This is a genomic window from Malaciobacter marinus, assembly GCF_003544855.1.
In the GTDB taxonomy this organism is placed as follows: domain Bacteria; phylum Campylobacterota; class Campylobacteria; order Campylobacterales; family Arcobacteraceae; genus Malaciobacter; species Malaciobacter marinus.
Map to the genome: position 1 here is coordinate 972,453 of NZ_CP032101.1, position 19,087 is coordinate 991,539.

23 protein-coding genes are annotated in these 19,087 nt (G+C 26.6%); 15 read left to right on the top strand and 8 right to left on the bottom strand.

Going from position 1 to position 19,087, the window contains the following annotated elements:
• Window positions 1–127: 127 nt before the first annotated feature.
• The 6 genes from AMRN_RS04830 (at window position 128) to AMRN_RS04855 (ending at window position 5,319) form a co-directional block, all read left to right on the top strand.
• Window positions 128–1,819: an L-lactate permease gene (locus AMRN_RS04830; RefSeq protein ID WP_118897371.1), complete on the top strand. Its 1,692-nt coding sequence runs from the start codon at window positions 128–130 to the stop codon at window positions 1,817–1,819.
• A 98-nt stretch (window positions 1,820–1,917) separates the two neighbouring features.
• Window positions 1,918–3,090, top strand: a complete 1,173-nt coding sequence (locus AMRN_RS04835; RefSeq protein ID WP_099312566.1) for a cache domain-containing protein — start codon at window positions 1,918–1,920, stop codon at window positions 3,088–3,090.
• 103 nt (window positions 3,091–3,193) lie between these two features.
• Window positions 3,194–3,460 carry a DnaJ domain-containing protein gene (locus AMRN_RS04840; RefSeq protein WP_099312564.1) on the top strand — a complete coding sequence of 89 codons (267 nt, stop codon included), beginning with the start codon at window positions 3,194–3,196 and terminating at the stop codon, window positions 3,458–3,460.
• A gap of 15 nt (window positions 3,461–3,475) precedes the next feature.
• Entirely contained in the window at window positions 3,476–4,330 is an 855-nt protein-coding gene (locus tag AMRN_RS04845) for an ADP-ribosylglycohydrolase family protein (RefSeq protein WP_099312562.1), read from the top strand.
• Window position 4,331: 1 nt separating this feature from the next.
• Window positions 4,332–4,742, top strand: coding sequence for a hypothetical protein (locus tag AMRN_RS04850; protein WP_099312560.1), 411 nt, complete (start codon window positions 4,332–4,334; stop codon window positions 4,740–4,742).
• Window positions 4,743–5,040: 298 nt separating this feature from the next.
• Complete coding sequence (locus AMRN_RS04855; RefSeq protein ID WP_079577018.1) at window positions 5,041–5,319, top strand: RNA recognition motif domain-containing protein; 279 nt, start codon at window positions 5,041–5,043, stop codon at window positions 5,317–5,319.
• A 72-nt stretch (window positions 5,320–5,391) separates the two neighbouring features.
• Here the strand turns inward: AMRN_RS04855 and xth are convergent, their stop codons facing one another.
• From xth to AMRN_RS04870, 3 genes are read right to left on the bottom strand one after another with little or no spacing between them, the layout of a single operon-like run.
• Window positions 5,392–6,177, bottom strand: coding sequence for an exodeoxyribonuclease III (xth, locus tag AMRN_RS04860; protein WP_099312558.1), 786 nt, complete (start codon window positions 6,175–6,177; stop codon window positions 5,392–5,394).
• Window positions 6,178–6,183: 6 nt separating this feature from the next.
• A complete protein-coding gene (locus AMRN_RS04865; protein WP_099312556.1) occupies window positions 6,184–6,408 on the bottom strand; it encodes a hypothetical protein in 225 nt (74 codons plus the stop codon).
• Window positions 6,380–6,649 carry a CBU_0592 family membrane protein gene (locus AMRN_RS04870; RefSeq protein ID WP_099312554.1) on the bottom strand — a complete coding sequence of 90 codons (270 nt, stop codon included), beginning with the start codon at window positions 6,647–6,649 and terminating at the stop codon, window positions 6,380–6,382. Before AMRN_RS04870 ends, AMRN_RS04865 begins: the two co-directional genes overlap by 29 nt.
• A gap of 107 nt (window positions 6,650–6,756) precedes the next feature.
• Here AMRN_RS04870 and AMRN_RS04875 point away from each other — a divergent pair, with 107 nt between their 5' ends.
• From AMRN_RS04875 to AMRN_RS04900, 6 genes are all read left to right on the top strand, one after another.
• Window positions 6,757–7,212: a hypothetical protein gene (locus tag AMRN_RS04875; RefSeq protein ID WP_099344812.1), complete on the top strand. Its 456-nt coding sequence runs from the start codon at window positions 6,757–6,759 to the stop codon at window positions 7,210–7,212.
• Between the two features lie 134 nt (window positions 7,213–7,346).
• Window positions 7,347–7,898 (top strand): CD3072 family TudS-related putative desulfidase, encoded by a 552-nt coding sequence (locus AMRN_RS04880; protein ID WP_099310493.1) that lies wholly within the window; start codon window positions 7,347–7,349, stop codon window positions 7,896–7,898.
• Window positions 7,898–8,623: a transporter substrate-binding domain-containing protein gene (locus tag AMRN_RS04885; RefSeq protein ID WP_196778519.1), complete on the top strand. Its 726-nt coding sequence runs from the start codon at window positions 7,898–7,900 to the stop codon at window positions 8,621–8,623. Before AMRN_RS04880 ends, AMRN_RS04885 begins: the two co-directional genes overlap by 1 nt.
• Window positions 8,624–9,277, top strand: a complete 654-nt coding sequence (locus tag AMRN_RS04890; RefSeq protein ID WP_099310494.1) for an amino acid ABC transporter permease — start codon at window positions 8,624–8,626, stop codon at window positions 9,275–9,277.
• A gap of 93 nt (window positions 9,278–9,370) precedes the next feature.
• Window positions 9,371–10,087, top strand: coding sequence for a sulfite exporter TauE/SafE family protein (locus tag AMRN_RS04895; RefSeq protein WP_099310495.1), 717 nt, complete (start codon window positions 9,371–9,373; stop codon window positions 10,085–10,087).
• Window positions 10,088–10,129: 42 nt separating this feature from the next.
• A complete protein-coding gene (locus tag AMRN_RS04900; protein ID WP_099310496.1) occupies window positions 10,130–10,321 on the top strand; it encodes a sodium-dependent tyrosine transporter in 192 nt (63 codons plus the stop codon).
• A gap of 25 nt (window positions 10,322–10,346) precedes the next feature.
• Here AMRN_RS04900 and AMRN_RS04905 read toward each other — a convergent pair whose 3' ends face one another.
• Window positions 10,347–10,856 carry a ferritin gene (locus AMRN_RS04905; protein ID WP_099310497.1) on the bottom strand — a complete coding sequence of 170 codons (510 nt, stop codon included), beginning with the start codon at window positions 10,854–10,856 and terminating at the stop codon, window positions 10,347–10,349.
• A gap of 151 nt (window positions 10,857–11,007) precedes the next feature.
• Between AMRN_RS04905 and AMRN_RS04910 the strand changes: the two genes are divergently transcribed.
• Complete coding sequence (locus AMRN_RS04910; protein WP_099310498.1) at window positions 11,008–11,928, top strand: manganese-dependent inorganic pyrophosphatase; 921 nt, start codon at window positions 11,008–11,010, stop codon at window positions 11,926–11,928.
• A gap of 493 nt (window positions 11,929–12,421) precedes the next feature.
• On the opposite strand, the gene AMRN_RS04915 is transcribed toward AMRN_RS04910, so the two are convergent.
• The 4 genes from AMRN_RS04915 to AMRN_RS04930 all read right to left on the bottom strand — a co-directional run bounded on the left by AMRN_RS04915 (window position 12,422) and on the right by AMRN_RS04930 (window position 16,540).
• Window positions 12,422–14,371, bottom strand: coding sequence for a cytidine/deoxycytidylate deaminase family protein (locus AMRN_RS04915; protein WP_099310499.1), 1,950 nt, complete (start codon window positions 14,369–14,371; stop codon window positions 12,422–12,424).
• 103 nt (window positions 14,372–14,474) lie between these two features.
• A complete protein-coding gene (locus AMRN_RS04920; protein WP_099310500.1) occupies window positions 14,475–15,536 on the bottom strand; it encodes an agmatinase family protein in 1,062 nt (353 codons plus the stop codon).
• Window positions 15,537–15,565: 29 nt separating this feature from the next.
• Window positions 15,566–16,087, bottom strand: a complete 522-nt coding sequence (locus AMRN_RS04925) for a hypothetical protein (protein WP_099310501.1) — start codon at window positions 16,085–16,087, stop codon at window positions 15,566–15,568.
• A 57-nt stretch (window positions 16,088–16,144) separates the two neighbouring features.
• Window positions 16,145–16,540, bottom strand: coding sequence for a hypothetical protein (locus AMRN_RS04930; protein WP_099310502.1), 396 nt, complete (start codon window positions 16,538–16,540; stop codon window positions 16,145–16,147).
• Between the two features lie 187 nt (window positions 16,541–16,727).
• Between AMRN_RS04930 and AMRN_RS04935 the strand changes: the two genes are divergently transcribed.
• Together AMRN_RS04935 and ybaK are read left to right on the top strand one after the other, a co-directional pair.
• Complete coding sequence (locus AMRN_RS04935; RefSeq protein ID WP_191282162.1) at window positions 16,728–18,428, top strand: protein adenylyltransferase SelO family protein; 1,701 nt, start codon at window positions 16,728–16,730, stop codon at window positions 18,426–18,428.
• Window positions 18,429–18,550: 122 nt separating this feature from the next.
• Window positions 18,551–19,018 carry a Cys-tRNA(Pro) deacylase gene (gene ybaK, locus AMRN_RS04940; protein ID WP_099310504.1) on the top strand — a complete coding sequence of 156 codons (468 nt, stop codon included), beginning with the start codon at window positions 18,551–18,553 and terminating at the stop codon, window positions 19,016–19,018.
• Window positions 19,019–19,087: the final 69 nt, after the last annotated feature.

Genomic DNA, 19,087 nt, shown 5'->3' on the forward strand with positions numbered 1-19,087 from the left:
TTATTTTATTTTGTTTCATAATTACTCAAATTTAATAATACAATTGCTAATTTTTTCTCCATTTATTTTTATCATACAATTATCACATTTCTTTTTTATTATTTTAGTGAGTTCAAAGGAGAGTTATATGGACATTAGTACACAAGCACTATATGCTGCATTACCAATTTTTATTGCAGCTATATTATTAGTTGGTCTTAGGCTACCAGCAAAAAAGGCAATGCCTATAGTTTATATTGCTACAGCTTTAGTAGCTTTATTTGTTTGGGAAGTGACGTTTAATAGAGTGTTAGCTTCAACAATTCAAGGTTTACTTATTACTATTGCAGTTTTATGGATTATTTTTGGCGCTATTTTACTTTTAAATACATTAAAACATTCAGGAGCAATTGGTGTAATTAGACAAGGTTTTAATAATATCAGTCCTGATAGAAGAGTACAGGTAATTATTATTGCGTGGTTATTTGGTTCATTTATTGAAGGTGCTTCAGGTTTTGGTACACCAGCAGCAATAGCAGCACCATTGTTAGTAGCAATTGGTTTTCCAGCAATGGCTGCTGTTATGGTTGGTATGATGATTCAAAGTACACCTGTATCATTTGGTGCAGTTGGAACTCCTATTTTAATTGGAGTTAATAAAGGATTAGATAGTGCAAGTATTGGTACTTTACTTGATTCATTAGGTTCAAATTGGGATGCTTATTTAAGACTTATTACATCAGAAGTTGCTATTGTCCATGCAATTACAGGAACTCTTATTCCTTTATTTATGGTAATAATGCTAACAAGATTTTTTGGTAAAAACAAATCTTGGACAGAGGGTTTAAATATTGTTCCATTTGCTATTTTTGCAGGTATTTCATTTACAATTCCATATGCTTTAACAGGTGTTTTCTTAGGTGCTGAGTTTCCATCATTAATAGGGGCATTAGTTGGTTTACCTATTGTTACATTTGCAGCAAAAAAAGGATTTTTAATTCCAAAAAAATCTTGGGATTTTGCTCCAAAAGAAGAGTGGCCAGTTCATTGGGTAAGTAAATTAGAGTTAAAACTTGATGCAATGACAGCTAAAGTTCCTATGTCTTTATCAAAAGCTTGGTTACCATATATCTTAGTTGCTGTAATTTTAGTTATTACAAGAGTTAGTGATGAAGCTAAAGCTTTTGTAAATTCAATTGTAATACCTTTTAAAGATATTTTAGGTGAGGGCTTAGGTTATACTATTTCTCCTTTATATCTTCCTGGTGGAATATTAGTATTTGTTGTTTTACTGACATATTTTCTTCATAGAATGGAGTTTAAAGAGTTAAAAGAAGCAGTTTCAGAATCTTCAAAAGTTATGTTAGGGGCTGGATTTGTTTTAATATTTACAATTCCTCTTGTAAGAATTCTTATTAATTCAGGAATTAATGAATCAGGATTTGATTTTATGCCTGTTGCTATGGCAAATTTCGTTGCAACTTCTGTGGGAGATATATATCCTTTATTTGCACCAATGATAGGAGCTTTAGGAGCATTTATTGCAGGTAGTAATACAGTATCAAATATGATGTTAAGTCAGTTTCAATTTGGTGTTGCTGATGCTTTAGGTATTTCAACAGCTTTTATGATTGCTCTTCAAGCAGTTGGTGCAGCAGCTGGTAATATGATAGCTATTCATAATGTGGTTGCAGCTTCTGCTACTGTTGGATTACTAGATCAAGAGGGTGAAACATTAAGACGAACAATTATTCCTACGCTTTATTATTGTTTAATTGCTGGGATAATAGGACTTATTGGAATGTATGTATTAGGACTTACAGACCCACTTATGAAATAAAAGAGGAACATCCCTCTTTTATTGAAAAAACATTTCACTAATTGACACAAATTTTTTTTTGAAGTATACTTAAGTTAAATAGTCTTAGGATATATCAAATGACAAAAACAATTAGTGTTTCAATGCGAACTAAAGTATTGATAATCTCTATATTTGTAGTTTTTTTTCTCGCAGTTGCTTCACTTATAGCAACAATCGTTACAGTAAATACAATCAATAAATCTAATATAGATGAATATAAACATGATATTTATAAAAAAACAGAAATAGAACTTCAAAATTACGTACAAGTAACTATTCAAACAATTGATTCATTTTATAAAAGAACACTTCCTTCTAAAATAAAACAAGAAGTGAAAAATCACTTGACTCAAAGAATGGATTTTCTCTTTTCTATATTAGAAGAAAATTATAAGATATATAAAAATAGTATGTCTAAAGAGGAATTAAAACAACACTTAATCAAAATAATTAAGTCTGCAAAATATTCTAATAGTGGTTATTTTTGGGTAAATGATTTTGATGCAGTAATGATTATGCATCCAATTTTAGAACAATTAAATAATCAAAATTTAATGGATCAAAAAGATGAAAATGGTAAAGAACTTTTTAAAGCTTTTGTTCATGTGGCAAAAAAACAAAATGCAGGTTTTGTTGATTATTTATGGCCAAAGCCTGGTATGAAAAAAGCAGAAGAAAAAATATCATATGTAAAAGTTTTTGAACCTTTTAATTGGATAATTGGAACAGGGGATTATGTACAAGAAGTTACAAATAAAATAAAAAAAGATGCAATAAAAACAATATCTGAAATAAGGTATGGTAATAATGGATATTTTTGGATAAATAATAGTAAATCAAAAATGATAAGCCATCCAATTTTTAAAGATTTAAACGGTAAAAATCTTTCAACTTTTCAAGATGAAAATGGACAATATATTTTTAATGAGTTTGTTACTATTGCAAATGAAAAAAAAGAAGGTGGGCTTGTTCTTTATTTATGGCCAAAGCCAGGTGAACAAAAAGCAAAACCAAAGATTTCATATGTTCAAAAATTTCAACCTTGGGATTGGATAATTGGAACGGGTGCATATGTTGATGAGATTGAATTAAAAATCAAAAATATGGAAGAAAAATCAGAAAAGAGTTTACAAACAATTACAATTTTAAGTGCAATTATATTTGTGATTGTTTTAATAATTTTATCACTAATAACTTTAACTTTATCTACTAAAAGAGATGATAAAGATTATGAAGAAGAGTATTTATAATCTTTGTCCTAAAATGTGAAAAATATTGTATAATTCCAAAAATTAAAGTATAAATGCGTTATAGTGATAAATAATATAGAAAAGATTAAATAATGGGGAGTTTATGGATAAAGAAGAGTTTGATAAAGCTGTTGATTTATTTGGGATATTAACTAAAATTTCAAAAAAAGAGTTAAAACAAAAGTATTTAAAACTTTCAAAAATATACCATCCTGATACTTCAACAGGTACACAAGAGAAATTTCAAGAACTTAAAGAGGCTTATGAGCTTTTATTAAAGTATATTGATAATTATAAATTTAGTTTTGAAGAAGAAGAGTTTAAGCAGCAGTATCCTGCTTTTACCAATTATAAAAATTGGAATATTTAGACTTAGGAGTTTAAAATGTATGATAAAAAACAAATAAAAGATATTATTCTTAGCACATTAGTTGCTGATTCTTTATGTTTAGTAGCTCATTGGGTTTATGATGAAAAACAATTAAAAAGTTTAAATATTGATTGGAGTAAATTAAATAAACCATACTCTATATGGCATAAGAGTAAGGGTGCAGGTGAGTTTACTCACTATGGAGATCAAACTTATTGGTTTTATGAATATTTAAAAGATAAAGAAAAATTTGATGTAAAAGAGTATGCCTTATATTGGTTAGAAAAAATACAATCATATAATGGATATATAGATTCAGCTACAAGAAATAGTATTGAGCCTTTAAGTAAAGGTTTATTAATAGGTTCTGAATCTAGTGATTTATCAATTGTTGGAAGAATATCACCATTATTAATGGTTAGTAAAACTAAAAAAGAGTTTTTAGATAATGTACAAAGCTTTGTTTGTCTTACACATAATAGTTCTGAATGCAAAAATGCAAGTTCATTTTTTGCAAAATTACTATTAAAAGTATTAGATAAACAAGATATTGAAAGTTCAATATTAGAGTTAAAAGAACAATCAAGTGAAGATATTAAAACTTATATTGATAAAGCAATAAAATCTAAAGATAAAGATAGCTTTGATGTAATAAGAGAGTTCGGCCCTGCTTGTGGTACAAGTGAAGGTTTTGCTTCTGTATTGCATTTGCTTTTAAAATATAAAGATTTAAAAGAGTTATTAATACAAAATGCAAAAGCTGGTGGTGATTCAAGCGCTAGAGGTATGGTGGCAGTTATGATTTTTACTGCAAAATATGGATTGAAAGATATTCCACAATCTTGGTTGAAAATAAAGGTTATACTATAAGATGAAAAGAATTTCAAATTTTTATAAAGATAAGTTTTATGTTGAAATACTTGTAGCAACATTGCTTTTTATTATTGCTATTGCTATGAATAAATTAATGGATTTTATTATTTATATGCTTTATTTTATTATCTTTCTTGAAATAGTAAGAATTGTAATTAATTTTATTAGAGAGCAAAAAGTAGTATTAAGTATTCTTGTTGATGCTTTTATTATTTTAACACTAAGAGAGCTTATTTTAAATGTAGTAAAAGTAAATAAAGAGGATTTAACATCTTTTGATGCATTGTTTTCTAGCCCTGTTAATTTTAATATAATGATATTATCAGGAGTGATAATATTTTTATTTTTTGTAAGATACTTATCTATTAAAACTTGTCCTCAAAATCTCTTACAAGAAACCAAAGATTAAAAAGGTCAAAATTAGACCTTTTTAATCTTAAGCATAATCTTTTCTTTAAACTATAAATGTTTATAGTTTAATTTTCTTTTATAGAACTCTTTAGCTACCATAAAATAGGAGTTAATTAGTTTTCTTAATTTTTTAATTTAAATAAATTTAAAAATTTTTTATATTTTTTTGAAAAAACCAGTAGAAAATACAGTTTTTTATAGTATAATCTTCTTACTAATATTTTTAATGTACCCAATACAGACTAAGAGGATGTAAAAGGTTCGTTAATTATATAACAATAAAAGGAAAAGAAAAAATGCAAATTTACGTTGGGAATATGTCTTATCAGACTACAGAAGAGAGTTTAAGAGCTTTATTTGCTCAGTATGGAGAAGTTAGTTCTGTAAAGATTATTACTGATAGAGAAACTGGAAGAGCTAAAGGTTTTGGATTTATCGGTATGGAAGATAATAGTGCTGGACAAAGTGCTATTGAAGAATTAAATGGAACAGAATTTGAAGGAAGAACTCTTAAAATTAATGAGGCTAAACCAAGAGAAGAAAGACCAAAAAGAAACTTTAATAGTAGATTTTAGTCTAAACTATTATTTTAAAGCTTACAGTCTTTAAAGTATAAAGGGAATGAAGTTAATCTTCATTCCCTTTTTTTATAGCTCTAATTCAAGTGCAATTGGACAATGGTCACTTCCCATATATTCATCTAAAATATAAGCATTTTTGATATTATCTTTTAAATCTTCACTTACATAAAAATAATCAATTCTCCAGCCAACATTATTTGCTCTGGCATTTGCTCTATAACTCCACCAGCTATATTTATCTTTAATATCACCATTTACATATCTAAATGTATCAATATATCCATGATTTAAAAACTTTGTAATCCAATCTCTTTCCATTGGTAAAAAACCAGATTTTTTTTCATTTGCTTTAGGTCTTGCAATATCAATTTCTGTATGAGCTGTATTTACATCACCACAAATTATTAATGAAAAATTTTCTTTTTTTAAATTTTCACAATATTCTAAAAATCTATCATAAAATTGCATTTTATACTCAAGTCTATCATCATTACTTTGACCATTTGGAAAATATACATTAAAAAATGCAATCTTTTTACCATCAAAGTTAAAGTGTGCTTCGTTTATTCTACCTTCTTTTAAAATATCAACATTAAGTGTATTATCACTAAATATAGGTTCAATATCACTATAAAGGGCAGTTCCTGAACGACCTTTGATACTACAAGGGTTAATATGTGTAAAGTTAAACTCTTTATCAAAAATAGTTTTTGGAATTTGATTTTCTTCTGCTTTAATTTCTTGAAGACCTAAAATATGAACATTATCATTATCAACCCACTTTAAGGCTTCTTTTTTATCTACTGCTCTAACTCCATTTACATTCCATGAAATAAACTTATATGTTTGCATATTTTGTTAATCCTTTTTTTCTTTTTGTTTGCTTTGTTTTTCTTTATTTTTTGTTTCTTTTGTCTGTTTTTTTAATTCATCAAATTCATTGTGAAAAGATGATTTAGTAAAATCTTTCTTGTTATTTCCAATTAAGGAATCACCTTTTCCACCATGCATATCTATTTTGCCATAATTATTTGAAAAACCAATAGTTATTAAACTAAGGGTTAAAAGTATCAATTTTTTCATTTCTTCTTTTCCTTAAATTTTTAAATATTCCATAGATTGTAATAGCAATCCAAAATACTTCAATTATAAAAGAACCAAGATTAAAATGAACACATAGTGAAATAAGTAATAATATAGCACCAACTAAATTTAATAATTGATATTGAATTGAGTGAATATCATATTTACCTAATTGTAAAAATAAATAACCAGTTACAACAAATGCCATGCCTACGAAGCCTATCCATTGGAAAATGTCCATTTTTTACCTTCTTTAAATGTATATAAAATAATATTATTAATACAAAAAAATCTATTTTAAATAAAAAAACTTTTCTATAATACGAAATATTTTTATTTAGGATTTTTTTGAAACTTATAATTTTACTCTTTTTTGCTTTATTAAATTTAAATGCAGATTCTTCTTTCAATAAAATAAATATGAATGCAAATTTTTATATTTATCAAGGTGAAAAGAAATCTGATAATATGAATTTTATTTATGATATTAGCATTTATCATAATACAAAAGATGAGTTTACATCTAAATCATATTGTTTTTTAGCTTCAAAAAAAAACATGAAATTAAATTTTGACAATAAATCAAAATACAAAATCTGCTTAAATAATAAAAATAAGATTTTTGTGTATATACTAAATAAATCAAATAGATACACAAAAAGTAAAGACTTTGATGCTAGTATTAATAATATATCTCTCAAAATTAAAGGAAATAAGCATACTTGTAAAAAAAATGCAAATACTTATGCTTTACTTCATACAAACATAAATAAATGTTTAAAAAATATAAATAATAAATCTTAGATTTTATGATTTCTTAAGAATAAACTATATAGAATTTAATTTCTTAAATTAAGTGAATTCCAAGGTTTGGAACGACAATTATACTTTACTTGTCAAATGCTTTTTTAAAAAACTGAAGTTTCTAAGGTTTTTAAATGCAGCGAAATAAAAAAATCCTTTTATTAAGTCATTGTCTATTAAATGTAAATTCAAAAGTAAATAAAATTGCAAATTATGGTGGTTGCTTAGAAGAGTTAATGGTTCCTTTAATTCAAAAAGGCTATGGCTTTATTCAACTTCCTTGTCCTGAATTATTATCTTGTGGTATAAAAAGATGGGGACAAGTAAAAGAACAACTTGATACTCCTTATTTTCGTAAACACTGTGAAAAGCTACTTGAACCAATAATACAACAACTTATTGATTATAGTAATAGTGGTTATAAAATATCTGCTTGTATAGGTGTCGATAATAGTCCTAGTTGTGGAGTAAATACTACTTGCAAATCTTCTAAATGGGAAGGTGAAATTGATAGTTCTTTTTCTTTGGAAGAAACTTTGAATTCATTGAATATAGTTAATGAAAAAGGTGTTTTTATGGAAGTCTTTAAAAATTTATTGGATAAAAATGCAATAAATTTAGACTTTTATGCAATAAATGAATCTAATCCAAATACTTCAGTAAAAAATATTTTAAAGGAATTATAGTGAAAAAATTTATAGCGGGATTTTTACTTTGTTTTTCAATGTTTTCTTATGCCCAAGAAGATGTAATAACAGTAGGGCTTTGTGCAGCTTATCCACCATTTGAATCAAGAGATGCAAAGTCTGGTGATATTGTAGGTTTTGATATTGACTTAGCAAATGAAATAGGTAAAGTATTAAATAAAAAGATTGTAATTAAAGATGCTGAATGGCAAGCTTTATTAGGTGGATTAAAAACAAATCAATATGATATGATTTTAAGTGCTATGAGTCGTCAAGAAGCTGGAGAAAATAATGTGAATTTATCAAATACATATTATTTACTAAATGATGTAATTGTAGTAAAAAAACAAAATAATAAAATTACTTCAAAACAAGATTTAAAAAATAAAGTTGTTGGTGTACAACTTGGAAGTGGAAGTGAACAAATTGTTGATAAGTTAAAAGGCTTAAAAAAAGTTGCAAGATATAACTATAATCCAGAAGCATTTTTAGACTTAAAACATGAAAGAATTGATGCAGTTGTAGTGGGTTATGCATATGCTGCTAAACAAAAGAATTTTAAAAGTGAATATAAAATAGTTGATAAATTAGCTCCATCAGAATTAGTTGTTGTAATGAAAAAAGATAAAGATGAGTTAACAAAACAAATAAATATGGCATTAACTAAACTAAAATCAAATGGTGTATATGATAAATTAGTTCAAAAATGGTTAGAAGTAAAATAGATGAATTTTAATGTAGTTTATGACAATCTTGGGTTTTTATTTGAAGCTTCTTGGCTTACAATATACTTATCATTTATATCTTTTATAATTGCATTTATAATAGGTATAGTTGTAGGAACTTTAAGAAGTTATAAAATACATAAACTTTTAGATTTTGTCTTGACTTCATATATAGAAATTTTTAGAGGAACACCTTTATTAATACAGTTATTTTTTATATATTATGGTTTGCCACAAGTTGGTATATCAATGTCAAGTCATGAAGCTGCAATTTTAGGTCTTTCATTGAATTTTGGTGCTTATATGTCTGAAATAGTAAGAGCTGGCGTTCAAGGTATACCAAAAGGTCAGTATGAAGCTTCAAAGTCATTAGGAATGAGTAATCTAAGTATGCTTGCATATATAATATATCCACAAGCATTAAGACTTACTCTTCCTACTTTAACTAATACTTATGCTGCTATATTAAAAGATAGTTCTTTAGTTTCTGTTTTATCAATAACAGAATTAACAAGAGCAGGGCAGTTGATATATGTACGAACATATGAACCTTTTGAAATATATCTTACACTTGGAGTTTTTTATTTTGTAATGACATATTCAATATCAATTATTTCTAAAAAACTTGAAAAAAAACTATATTATAATACTTAAAAATATAAAATATAAATTTTAGTTTTTAAAGCTATTTTATTTATAAGTGAGTTTTTGTTATTTTATTTTCTATTTTTTAGAAAGTGAAGAAGTATGACAACAGAGATTTTTTTAGGAATAATTACATTTTTTACATCAACAATTGCAGGTGTTGTTGGACTTGGTGGAGGTATGATTTTAATAGCAATCTTACCATCTTTTTTACCTGTAAATGCTTTGATTCCTGTACATGGCTTAACACAAATGTCTAGTAATTTCAGCAGAGCCGTTTTTGGATATAAAGATGTGCAATATCAAGTTATACCTAAGTTTATCTTTGGCTCACTTTTAGGAACTGCTCTTATTTCAAGTATTATTTATTATATCTCTTTAGAGTATGTACCTCTTTTTATAGGTGTGTATATTCTTCTTTCTTTGTGGTCTACAAAATTTAATGAAAAAATAAAAAGATTTGAAAGTTATTTTATAATAGGTTTTTTTCAAACAGGTCTTTCTCTTGTTGTTGGTGCAACAGGACCTTTGACTATGACTTTACTTTATAAAGATTTTGAGAAAAAAGATGAAGTTGTTGCAACAGCTGCTGCACTTATGGGTATTACTCATATTTTTAAAGTATTTGTCTTTATCTTTTTTGGTTTTGCATTCTTTGAGTATCTTTGGCTACTTGTTTTTATGATTGTTGGAGCAGTTGCAGGAAGTTATGCAGGTACAAAATTAAGAAATAAAATTGATGGTAAAAAATTTAGATCTTTACTTAAAATACTATTATCAATCTTAGCAATCAAAGTAATTGTTTCAGTTTTTATTTAATATTAGATATAATAAGAAATAATAAAATAAAAGGACAAGAACATGTTTGTTAAATTAAATGATAGAGTTTACTTAAATCTAGCAAGAATTACTAGAATAAAAATTGATCAAGTAGAAGATGGAATAAGAATTAGATTTTATGAAGGTCAAGATCAAGTTGCAAAATCTCAAAAATTTGCTTCTATTGAAGAAGCAGATCAATGGCTTGAAAAGTTTTTGAAAATAGAAAAATAATATTCTAATAAGAGGTTTTAACCTCTTATTGATTTGTAGGATCGTTAAATACTCTTGCACTTAGCTCTTTATCTATTGTATATAATCCATATCCGTTATCTCCCACAAGTTTGATATGGTCAATAATCTCTTTTACTGTTGCTTCTTCTTCAACTTGTTCTGTTACGTACCATTGAAGTAAGCTATATGTAGCATGATCTTTATCTTTCATAGCTAAATCACTTAAAATATTTAAATTTTTAGTCATTTTTTGTTCATGTGCTAATGATTTTTTAAATACATCAAGTAAAGATTTATACTCAACTTTAACTTCATCAATTGCTGGAAGTTTAATCTCTACATCTTGGTCTTCAAGGTATTTGAAAAGTTTCATTCCATGAGCAACTTCTTCTTGATACTGAATTAAAAACCAATTTGATGCACCATTAAAACCCTCTTTTGAACAGTATGCACTCATACCAAGATAGATATATGCAGAGTGATACTCTTTGTTTAATTGCTCTATTAATGCTTCTTGTAAATCTTTACTAATCATGTTGTCTCCTTTTTTTAATTATATTAATTATAACAAGTAATAGTAATATACTTGTTTAAAACTAACATAACAAAACTTTAGATAAAATCACAAAATTTAAAATACAACTGGTTCCCTTTTTGTTGGGGAACAATAAAAAGGATATTTTTTTATGGCAATTTATACATGTGGACACACAACTCCTGATTCAGACTCAATATGTTCAGCTATCTCTTTAGCATATTTATTAAATAAAATAGGGCGTGAGGCAATTCCAGCACGACAAGGACCAGTTTCGCCTGAAACTCAATTTATTTTAAATAGATTTGGTTTTGAAGCACCAGAACTTAAAACAGAGTTTGCTGGTGAAGAGATTTTTATTACTGATTATTCAGATAGAGGTCAAGCTCCAAAAGATATTGATGAGGCTACTATTGTTGGTATTGTTGATCATCATAAATTAGGAGATTTAACTACTTCAACACCACTTGAATGTTGGATTAGACCTGTTGGTTGTACTAACACAATTGTAAAAGAGATGTATGATTATCATGGTGTAGAAATTCCTGCAAATATTGCTGGTGTTATGCTTTGTGCTATTTTAAGTGATACTGTTATTTTTAAATCACCAACATGTACAGATATTGATATTAAAATAGTTAGAGAACTTGCACAAATTGCTGGTGTTGAAGACTTTGGTGCATTGGGTATGGAGATGTTTAAAGTAAAATCAGCAGTTGATGGAGTTCCTGTAAGAGAACTTATCTTAAGAGATTACAAGCCATTTGATATGCATGGAAGTGCTGTTGGTATTGGACAACTCGAAGTTGTTGATTTGGCAATTTTTGATAATGTAAAAGATAAATTACAAGCTGATTTAGATGCGCTTAGAGTTGAAAATGATTTACATACTGCTTGTTTACTTTTAACTGATATTATGAAAGAGGGTTCTGAAGTACTTGTTTCATCAGAAGATACATCTGTATTTGAAAAAGCATTTGATGTAAAATTAGAAGATGGAAAAGTTTGGTTAGATGGTTGTCTTTCAAGAAAAAAACAAATTATCCCTTTCTTAGAACCAGCATTTGCATAAATAAAAAGATAGCTTAATTGCTATCTTTTTTTTAAGAGCTAAATTTTACTTTTTAGTTTTAAAAAGTTAAGATAAAAAGCAAGCAAACGACTTGCTTACAGTTAGATATTTGTTGTCTACCTTGCTTGTATGCACTTTCTTCGAGAAAACTGATAAAGAGTGCATACAGTAGTATTATTCTAAAGGTACAAATAGTTTCGTGCGTAAGTGAAAATAAACATATAGCTTCTAGCTTCATCAAAGTTTAGGAAGAAAAAAAGTTTAAACTATCATTTGTGAATTTATTAAATAGAAGTTACAAGTTTAAATAAATCAAAAAGTGAGAGAGAAGATAATTGAAGAATATTTAATAGATAATATAGAATAATATTAAATGGTAGAATAAAACTTGAGGCGAGAAATAATATGGGTACAGTTTAATAACCAGAACTTTTAAATATCTTTCAATGACACTTAAAAGTTTGATATTATCAATAGTTTTATTCTCTCTATGTTATGTATTTAATGCTTTTAATTCATCTTTATATGAAAATATTGGTTCATATAGTTTTTGATAAGCCAATCCAATTGCACCTCTAAAATGCACCATCTCTATATCATTAATACCAATATCAAATACTTGTTCTTTTGAAATATCAGGATATGCTTCAATATAAACTATTCTTTTCATTCCTAACTGATATGCTTTTTTTGCACATAAGAAGCAAGGTGAAGCAGTAGTAAATAATTGACCTCCAATTATTTCAGTATTTCCATATTTAGAAGCTTGGAGAAATGCATTTTCTTCTGCGTGTAAAGAACGTGTATAAACCTGATTTTTTTCACCATCTATTTTATTTTGTATTTCTTTAAAGCAAAATGAATCATTTAAACCTTGTTTATTAGATAGTTTAAAATCATTTTCATATATAGATTTAAATTCTTTTTTCTTTCTTAGTTTATTTTTTTCATAATTACTATAATCTAACAAAGAGGTATTGCTTAATAGTTCATTGTGACTTCGTAATAAACATGGTATTTGACCTTCTGGAACTTCATTCCAACCTACAGCTCTTATAGAATCATATTTATTTAATACCACTGCACCTACCTGCCTTGATATACAACCAGAGTTAAATTTAGCATTTAAAGCTAATTGCATAATTATTTCATCTTTTGTTGGTGTAATAATTCCAGGATGTACTATTAAGCTTAAATATTTAAAAACTTGTTTGTATAAAGTATCTTTCTCATCATTATTATTATCAATATAAATATCGCTTCTTTGTATACATTCAATAATATTTTGTGAATTAAAATCTTTTTTAGAGTCTAATGAACCTTTTTGTTTATCCGTATTATCTTTATTTAATTCTTTCTTATGGATTGATTTAATATCTATGTTAGTATCTATAAACCTTTCATATATTATTTCATCTGTAGCATGAATTGAAAATGTATAGTAAGCTGAATATCTTTCTTTAAAAAATAATATTTCAAATGGATTTTTTAAAGAATCTATTGCAATATAACAATATTTATTTTTCTTCTTTGATTGTTTTCTATAAGATTTAATTAGTAAATTAATATATTCTGGTAATTGAAAAATATCTATTTTTTCTCTTACTAAGTCACCAATTACTTGTAGTTGTGGTATTGATAGTTCTTTAGATTTTCTTTTTTCTAAAATAATATTATTATATTTGTTATATAGCTTAATAAAAATTGAACTTTTATTTTTGGCTAAGTATTCTAGTACTTTACTTATGATTTCTCGTTTTTTTTTAAACTTATTTAGTATTTTATTTTTATCGTTTATTGGAGAATTTATCTTCTTATATTTTACTTTTTTAAAAAGTTTATTTTGAGATTTTAACTTTGAACCAAATAAAGTATTTATTTCTTTAATTAGATTTTCAAGATTTTGATTTAATAATTTTTTTTCATACTTATTTTTTTTATCTTTAATATATTTTAATACAAGTGATTTATTTTTATCAGAACAATTTTCAATTAAATTATTTAAATAGTATTCAAAATTAGATTTATTATCTAACTTATTATTTATATCAAAACTTATAAATGCTTTATAAAGATTTAATAATTTGTTAGATTCTTCTTTTATTTCATTTTTATCTTCATGTGTTTTTTCCAGAAGTTCTTTTAATATTTTAATTTGTGTAAAGAATATACTTTTTTCAAATATAAATAACATTATAATTATTGTTGATGGTTTAATAATCTCAAATTTCTTATCAATAAAATTTTTATTTGCAAAGTTTTTAATAATATTATCTTTTCTATTTTGAATTGATTTATCTTCGTGATTTGTAGCACTATAATTTGCATAACCATTTTTTAATATATTTGAAATTGTTGTACAACCACTACCTGTTTTTCCAGTTAATCCAATTACAATAAAGTTATTTTTTTGATGATATATGTTTTTTATAAGTTTTTTCATTTAATGTTATCCTTTATTATTTATGAACTACACACAACTATTTATCAAACACACATTTTATATAAAAGACCCTTAAATCATATAATAATTATATTTCTTTCCTTTAATTATACGATATTTTATTTTGACTTGCTAGTAAGGCTGCGCTAAGTTGGTATAAAATTCTTGCGCCGACGTTTTCATCCCAGTCGTTTTTACTAATTCCTACTTCACATAAATCAAATCCTATTATATTTCTACCGCTTTTTACTACCATAAAAATAAGATGTTCTAATTGACTATATCTAAGTCCTCCTGGAACTGGTGTTCCTGTATTTGGGCAGTTAATTGGTTCTAAGCCATCAATATCAATAGATAAATATACATTTTGTGGAAGTTGCTCAATAAAAGGAAAATATACCTCTTCTAGTGACTTTCCACATGCAAGTTTTTCTTGCATATGTGTATCATATAAACAATCAGCTTTTTTTCCGTACTTTTTTATTCTCAAAGCTTCTTCACTACTATAATCTCTAATTCCTATTTGAATAAGATTTGAGATTTTGTCACATTCATTCATGACATTATAAAAAATAGAAGCATGGGAATAAGTAAAACCCTCATATGCTTTTCTTAAATCATGGTGTGCATCAACATGCAATATTCCAAAGGCTTCATCTTGAGTATCATTTAAAGCTTTGATAAGTCCCAGTGGGCAAGAGTGATCACCACCTACAACTGCTACAAATTTACCTTTTTTGATTTGTTTGATTGATTTTTTATAAACAGAGTCATTTAAGGTTTTAGAAGCTTCATTTACAAAGTTTAATGCTTTTTTCTTTGTAGTTCCTTTTTCAAGTGCTTGAATTACTTTCAAAGCTTTTTTTCTAGCTTTATTACTTAATTTTAATAAACTTTTATCAGTTTCAAGCATAGCAATTCCAGCAGTATAAGGCTTAATATAGTGGTATGTTTCCACATCAAGTTGATGACTTGAAATTCTTATAGCATCAGGTGCTTTTGCTGTTCCTTCTCCAAATGAAACAGTTGCTTCCCAAGGAACAGGAAGTAAAATTAAACTAGCTTCTTTGGGATCTAATCTTCCACCAATAAAACCATCATCTTCCATTGGAGGTAAGCCTAATTCCAATACTTTTATCTCTTCTTTTAAAGTTCTATAAGACATCAATTTCTCCTATTAAATTATCTATTCTATTAAATTTTACTTTCAGCCCAATCAGAAAAACTTGGATGATTTAATTTGGCAATTTTAGTTAATTCTTCTGGGTTTATATGTTTAACACCAAAGTGCTCATTTACTAGTTTTTTTAAAAGAGTCCAATTTAAATCTTTTTTCTCTTTTGAATTAGGCTCTATCCATGAGCCACTAAAAAATAAAAAGCCTGAAGCCATTTGTTTAACAAACTCTGTAATAGATGAAGAAACAAGATAAGCATCACCCTCAGAATCCATAAAAACAACAGGCGGTTCTGTTTTTAGTTTTGGATAAAACCATAAAAGAAACATTGAGCCACTTGCATCTTTACCAAACTGAATAAAACTATCACCAGAAGATGACCAAGTTTCATTGCCAAACCAATATTTAAGTGTTTCTTCCAATTGGGTTTTACTAGCTTGATAAAACTCAAAATCTATAGGCCAAGATATAATCTCTTTTTCACACAACTCTTTTAAATACTCTAATGATTCTAAAGAGTTATTGTTTAATCTGTTCATTTGAAATATACTCCTAAATATTCTCTTTTAAACTAAATATATAATTTACTTAGTGAATTATTCAGTATCACCAAAGTTAGCAAAAGCATTTTCTATATTTGGAATACTTTTATATCTAGTATTCGTAAGTCTTACTTTTTTAGTGTTTAAATCACATATTGCAATTCTAAAATTTGATCCTATAAAAGGTTCTACAACACAAATAATTTTATCTTCAACTTGTCTTGTTGTGTAAATAGTACCTTGAAGAGAATTAAAAAAATATTTTGGATAACTTAAGGGTGTAATCTCAACTATATCAATAGTTTCATCATTTTCAATAGTTTGCAATATATCCATTGCATCTTCATAACTATCAAATTGAATGCACCAGTCATCAAAGATTTTATTAAAATGTTCTAAATCTTCATCTAGAAATCCACCTGCTAATGATTGTAAAGTAAAAATTGCCACTAAAACACCTTGAAATAAATATAAATTAATATTTGATTTTAACATATAATTAAAAATATCTCTTGAAAGTCTAAGTCTTTAAATTTATTTTTGACTTAATAAAAATTTCTAAATCCTATTTTTGCTATGTATTTCAAATACTTATGCTAAAAATCTTAATAGATAAAAAATTAATGGACAATAAATAATGAAAGAAAATTTAAAAGAAGATATAAAAACATTTGAACAATTTGCAAAATTAGCTGATTACTCTTTTGTAAACAGACTTAATTGTGATCCTGATGCTAAATTCAATGGTGATAACAAAGAACCAAGAGAAGTTTTTAGCGGTCATTATGTAAGTGTAGAACCAACTGCTATTAAAGAACCCATATACATATGTCATAGTGAAAACTTTTTTAATGATTTGGGTTTTAATAAGAGTTTAATAAAATCAGATGACTTTATTAAAATGTTTTCAGGTGATATGTCAAATATATCTTATCCTATGGAAAATGTAGCTTGGGCAACTGGATATGCTTTATCTATTTATGGTACTGAGTATTATGCACAATGTCCTTTTCAAACAGGGAATGGATATGGTGATGGTAGAGCAATCTCTGTTTTTGAAGCAGTTATAAATGGTAAACGATGGGAGTTTCAACTAAAAGGAGCTGGAAGAACACCATATTGTAGAGGTGCAGACGGTCGTGCTGTATTAAGATCAAGTATAAGAGAGTTTTTAGCACAAGAGCATATGCATGCACTTAAAGTTCCAACATCAAGATCTTTGAGTCTATTTACATCAAAAAAAGAGCAAGTAAAAAGACCATGGTTTAGAAATAACTCTTATTCAAGAGATCCTGAAGTGATGATTGAAGAAGATGTGGCAATTACTACAAGAGTTGCTCCTTCATTTATTCGTGTTGGTCAACTTGAACTTTTTGCTAGACGAGCTAGAAAAAATGAACATAAAAAAGCATATGAAGAGTTAGAACAGATTGTTTTACATTTAATTCATAGAGAATACAATGATGAAATAAATAGTGATTTAAACTTAGAAGAAAAGGTAATACTATTAGCAAAACAGTTCCAAAATAGACTTACATCTTTAGTTGCAAATTGGATAAGAGTTGGATACTGTCAAGGTAATTTCAATAGTGATAATTGTGCAGCAGGAGGTTTTACACTTGATTATGGTCCTTTTGGTTTTATAGATATGTTTGACCCTAAATACCAACCTTGGACTGGTGGGGGAATGCACTTTTCATTTTTCAATCAACCCAATGCAGCAAAAAAGAATTTTAAATCATTTTGTAGTTCTTTAAAACCATTGCTTAGTTCAAATTTAAATAGTTTAAAAGAACTTGAAGAGATTGAAAATAACTTTTCAAAGATTATGCACTTAAAAATAGAAAATATGTGGGCTAGTAAATTAGGAATTGATAAATTTGACTTTGAATTGTTTGATGAGCTTATAAATCTAATGATTGAAACTAAAGTTGATTATACTATATTTTTTAGAGAATTATCAAATATACCTAATAGTATCAATGAACTTGAAAAAAGTTTTTATGATAACTTTGAAAATAAAGATATTAGATTAAAATGGAGCAGTTGGTTAGAAAAATGGAGAACAAAAATAGATACAAACTCAAATGAGTCTATAAAAAAAGTCTCAAATCAAATGAAATCAGTTAATCCAAAGTTTACTTTAAAAGAGTGGTACTTAGTTTTGGCATATGAACAAGCCCAAGAAGGAAACTATGAATTAGTAAAACAGTTACAAGAAGTAATGACAAATCCATATATTGAAAATAGTAAAGAGTTTGAAGATAAGTACTACAATAAAAAACCTTCAAATCTTTTTGGGATGGCTGGTATTTCCCATGTTAGTTGCTCTTCATAGGTTAAATTATTTTATTTTTGAGCTAAAAAGTGCTAAAATAGGAAATGCTTTGCTTATTAAATATAGATTTATTATAAAAATAAATAGCAAGCATAGATAAATAAAAAAGGATTTTTTAGCTTATGACACCAGCAATAAATATTTTGAAAAAAAATAAATGTGATTTTAAAATACATAAATATGAACATGATACAAATAATACAGATTTTGGAAATGAAGCAGTAGAAAAATTGGGTTTAGATGCAAATAGAGTTTATAAAACGTTACTTGTTGAAACATCACCAAAAAAACTTGCAGTTGCTGTTGTGCCTGTTTCAAATCAACTTAGTTTAAAAAAAATAGCCAATGCTTTAGGTGAAAAAAAAGTAGTAATGGCAGATAAAAATGAGGCTTCAAAAGTGACTGGATATTTAGTAGGAGGAATCTCTCCTTTAGGACAAAAACGATTGCTTCCTACGGTTATTGATAGTTCTTCATTAGCTTTTGAAACTATTTTTGTAAGTGGTGGGAAAAGAGGTCTTGATATTGAACTAAATGCAGTTAAATTGAAAGAAATATTAAATGCAAAAATAGAAGATATTAAAGCATAAAATCAATCTTAATCAAAAAAAGTAATTTTTTAAATAATTTTGTATCTTATTCAAAAGTAACTATAGTTT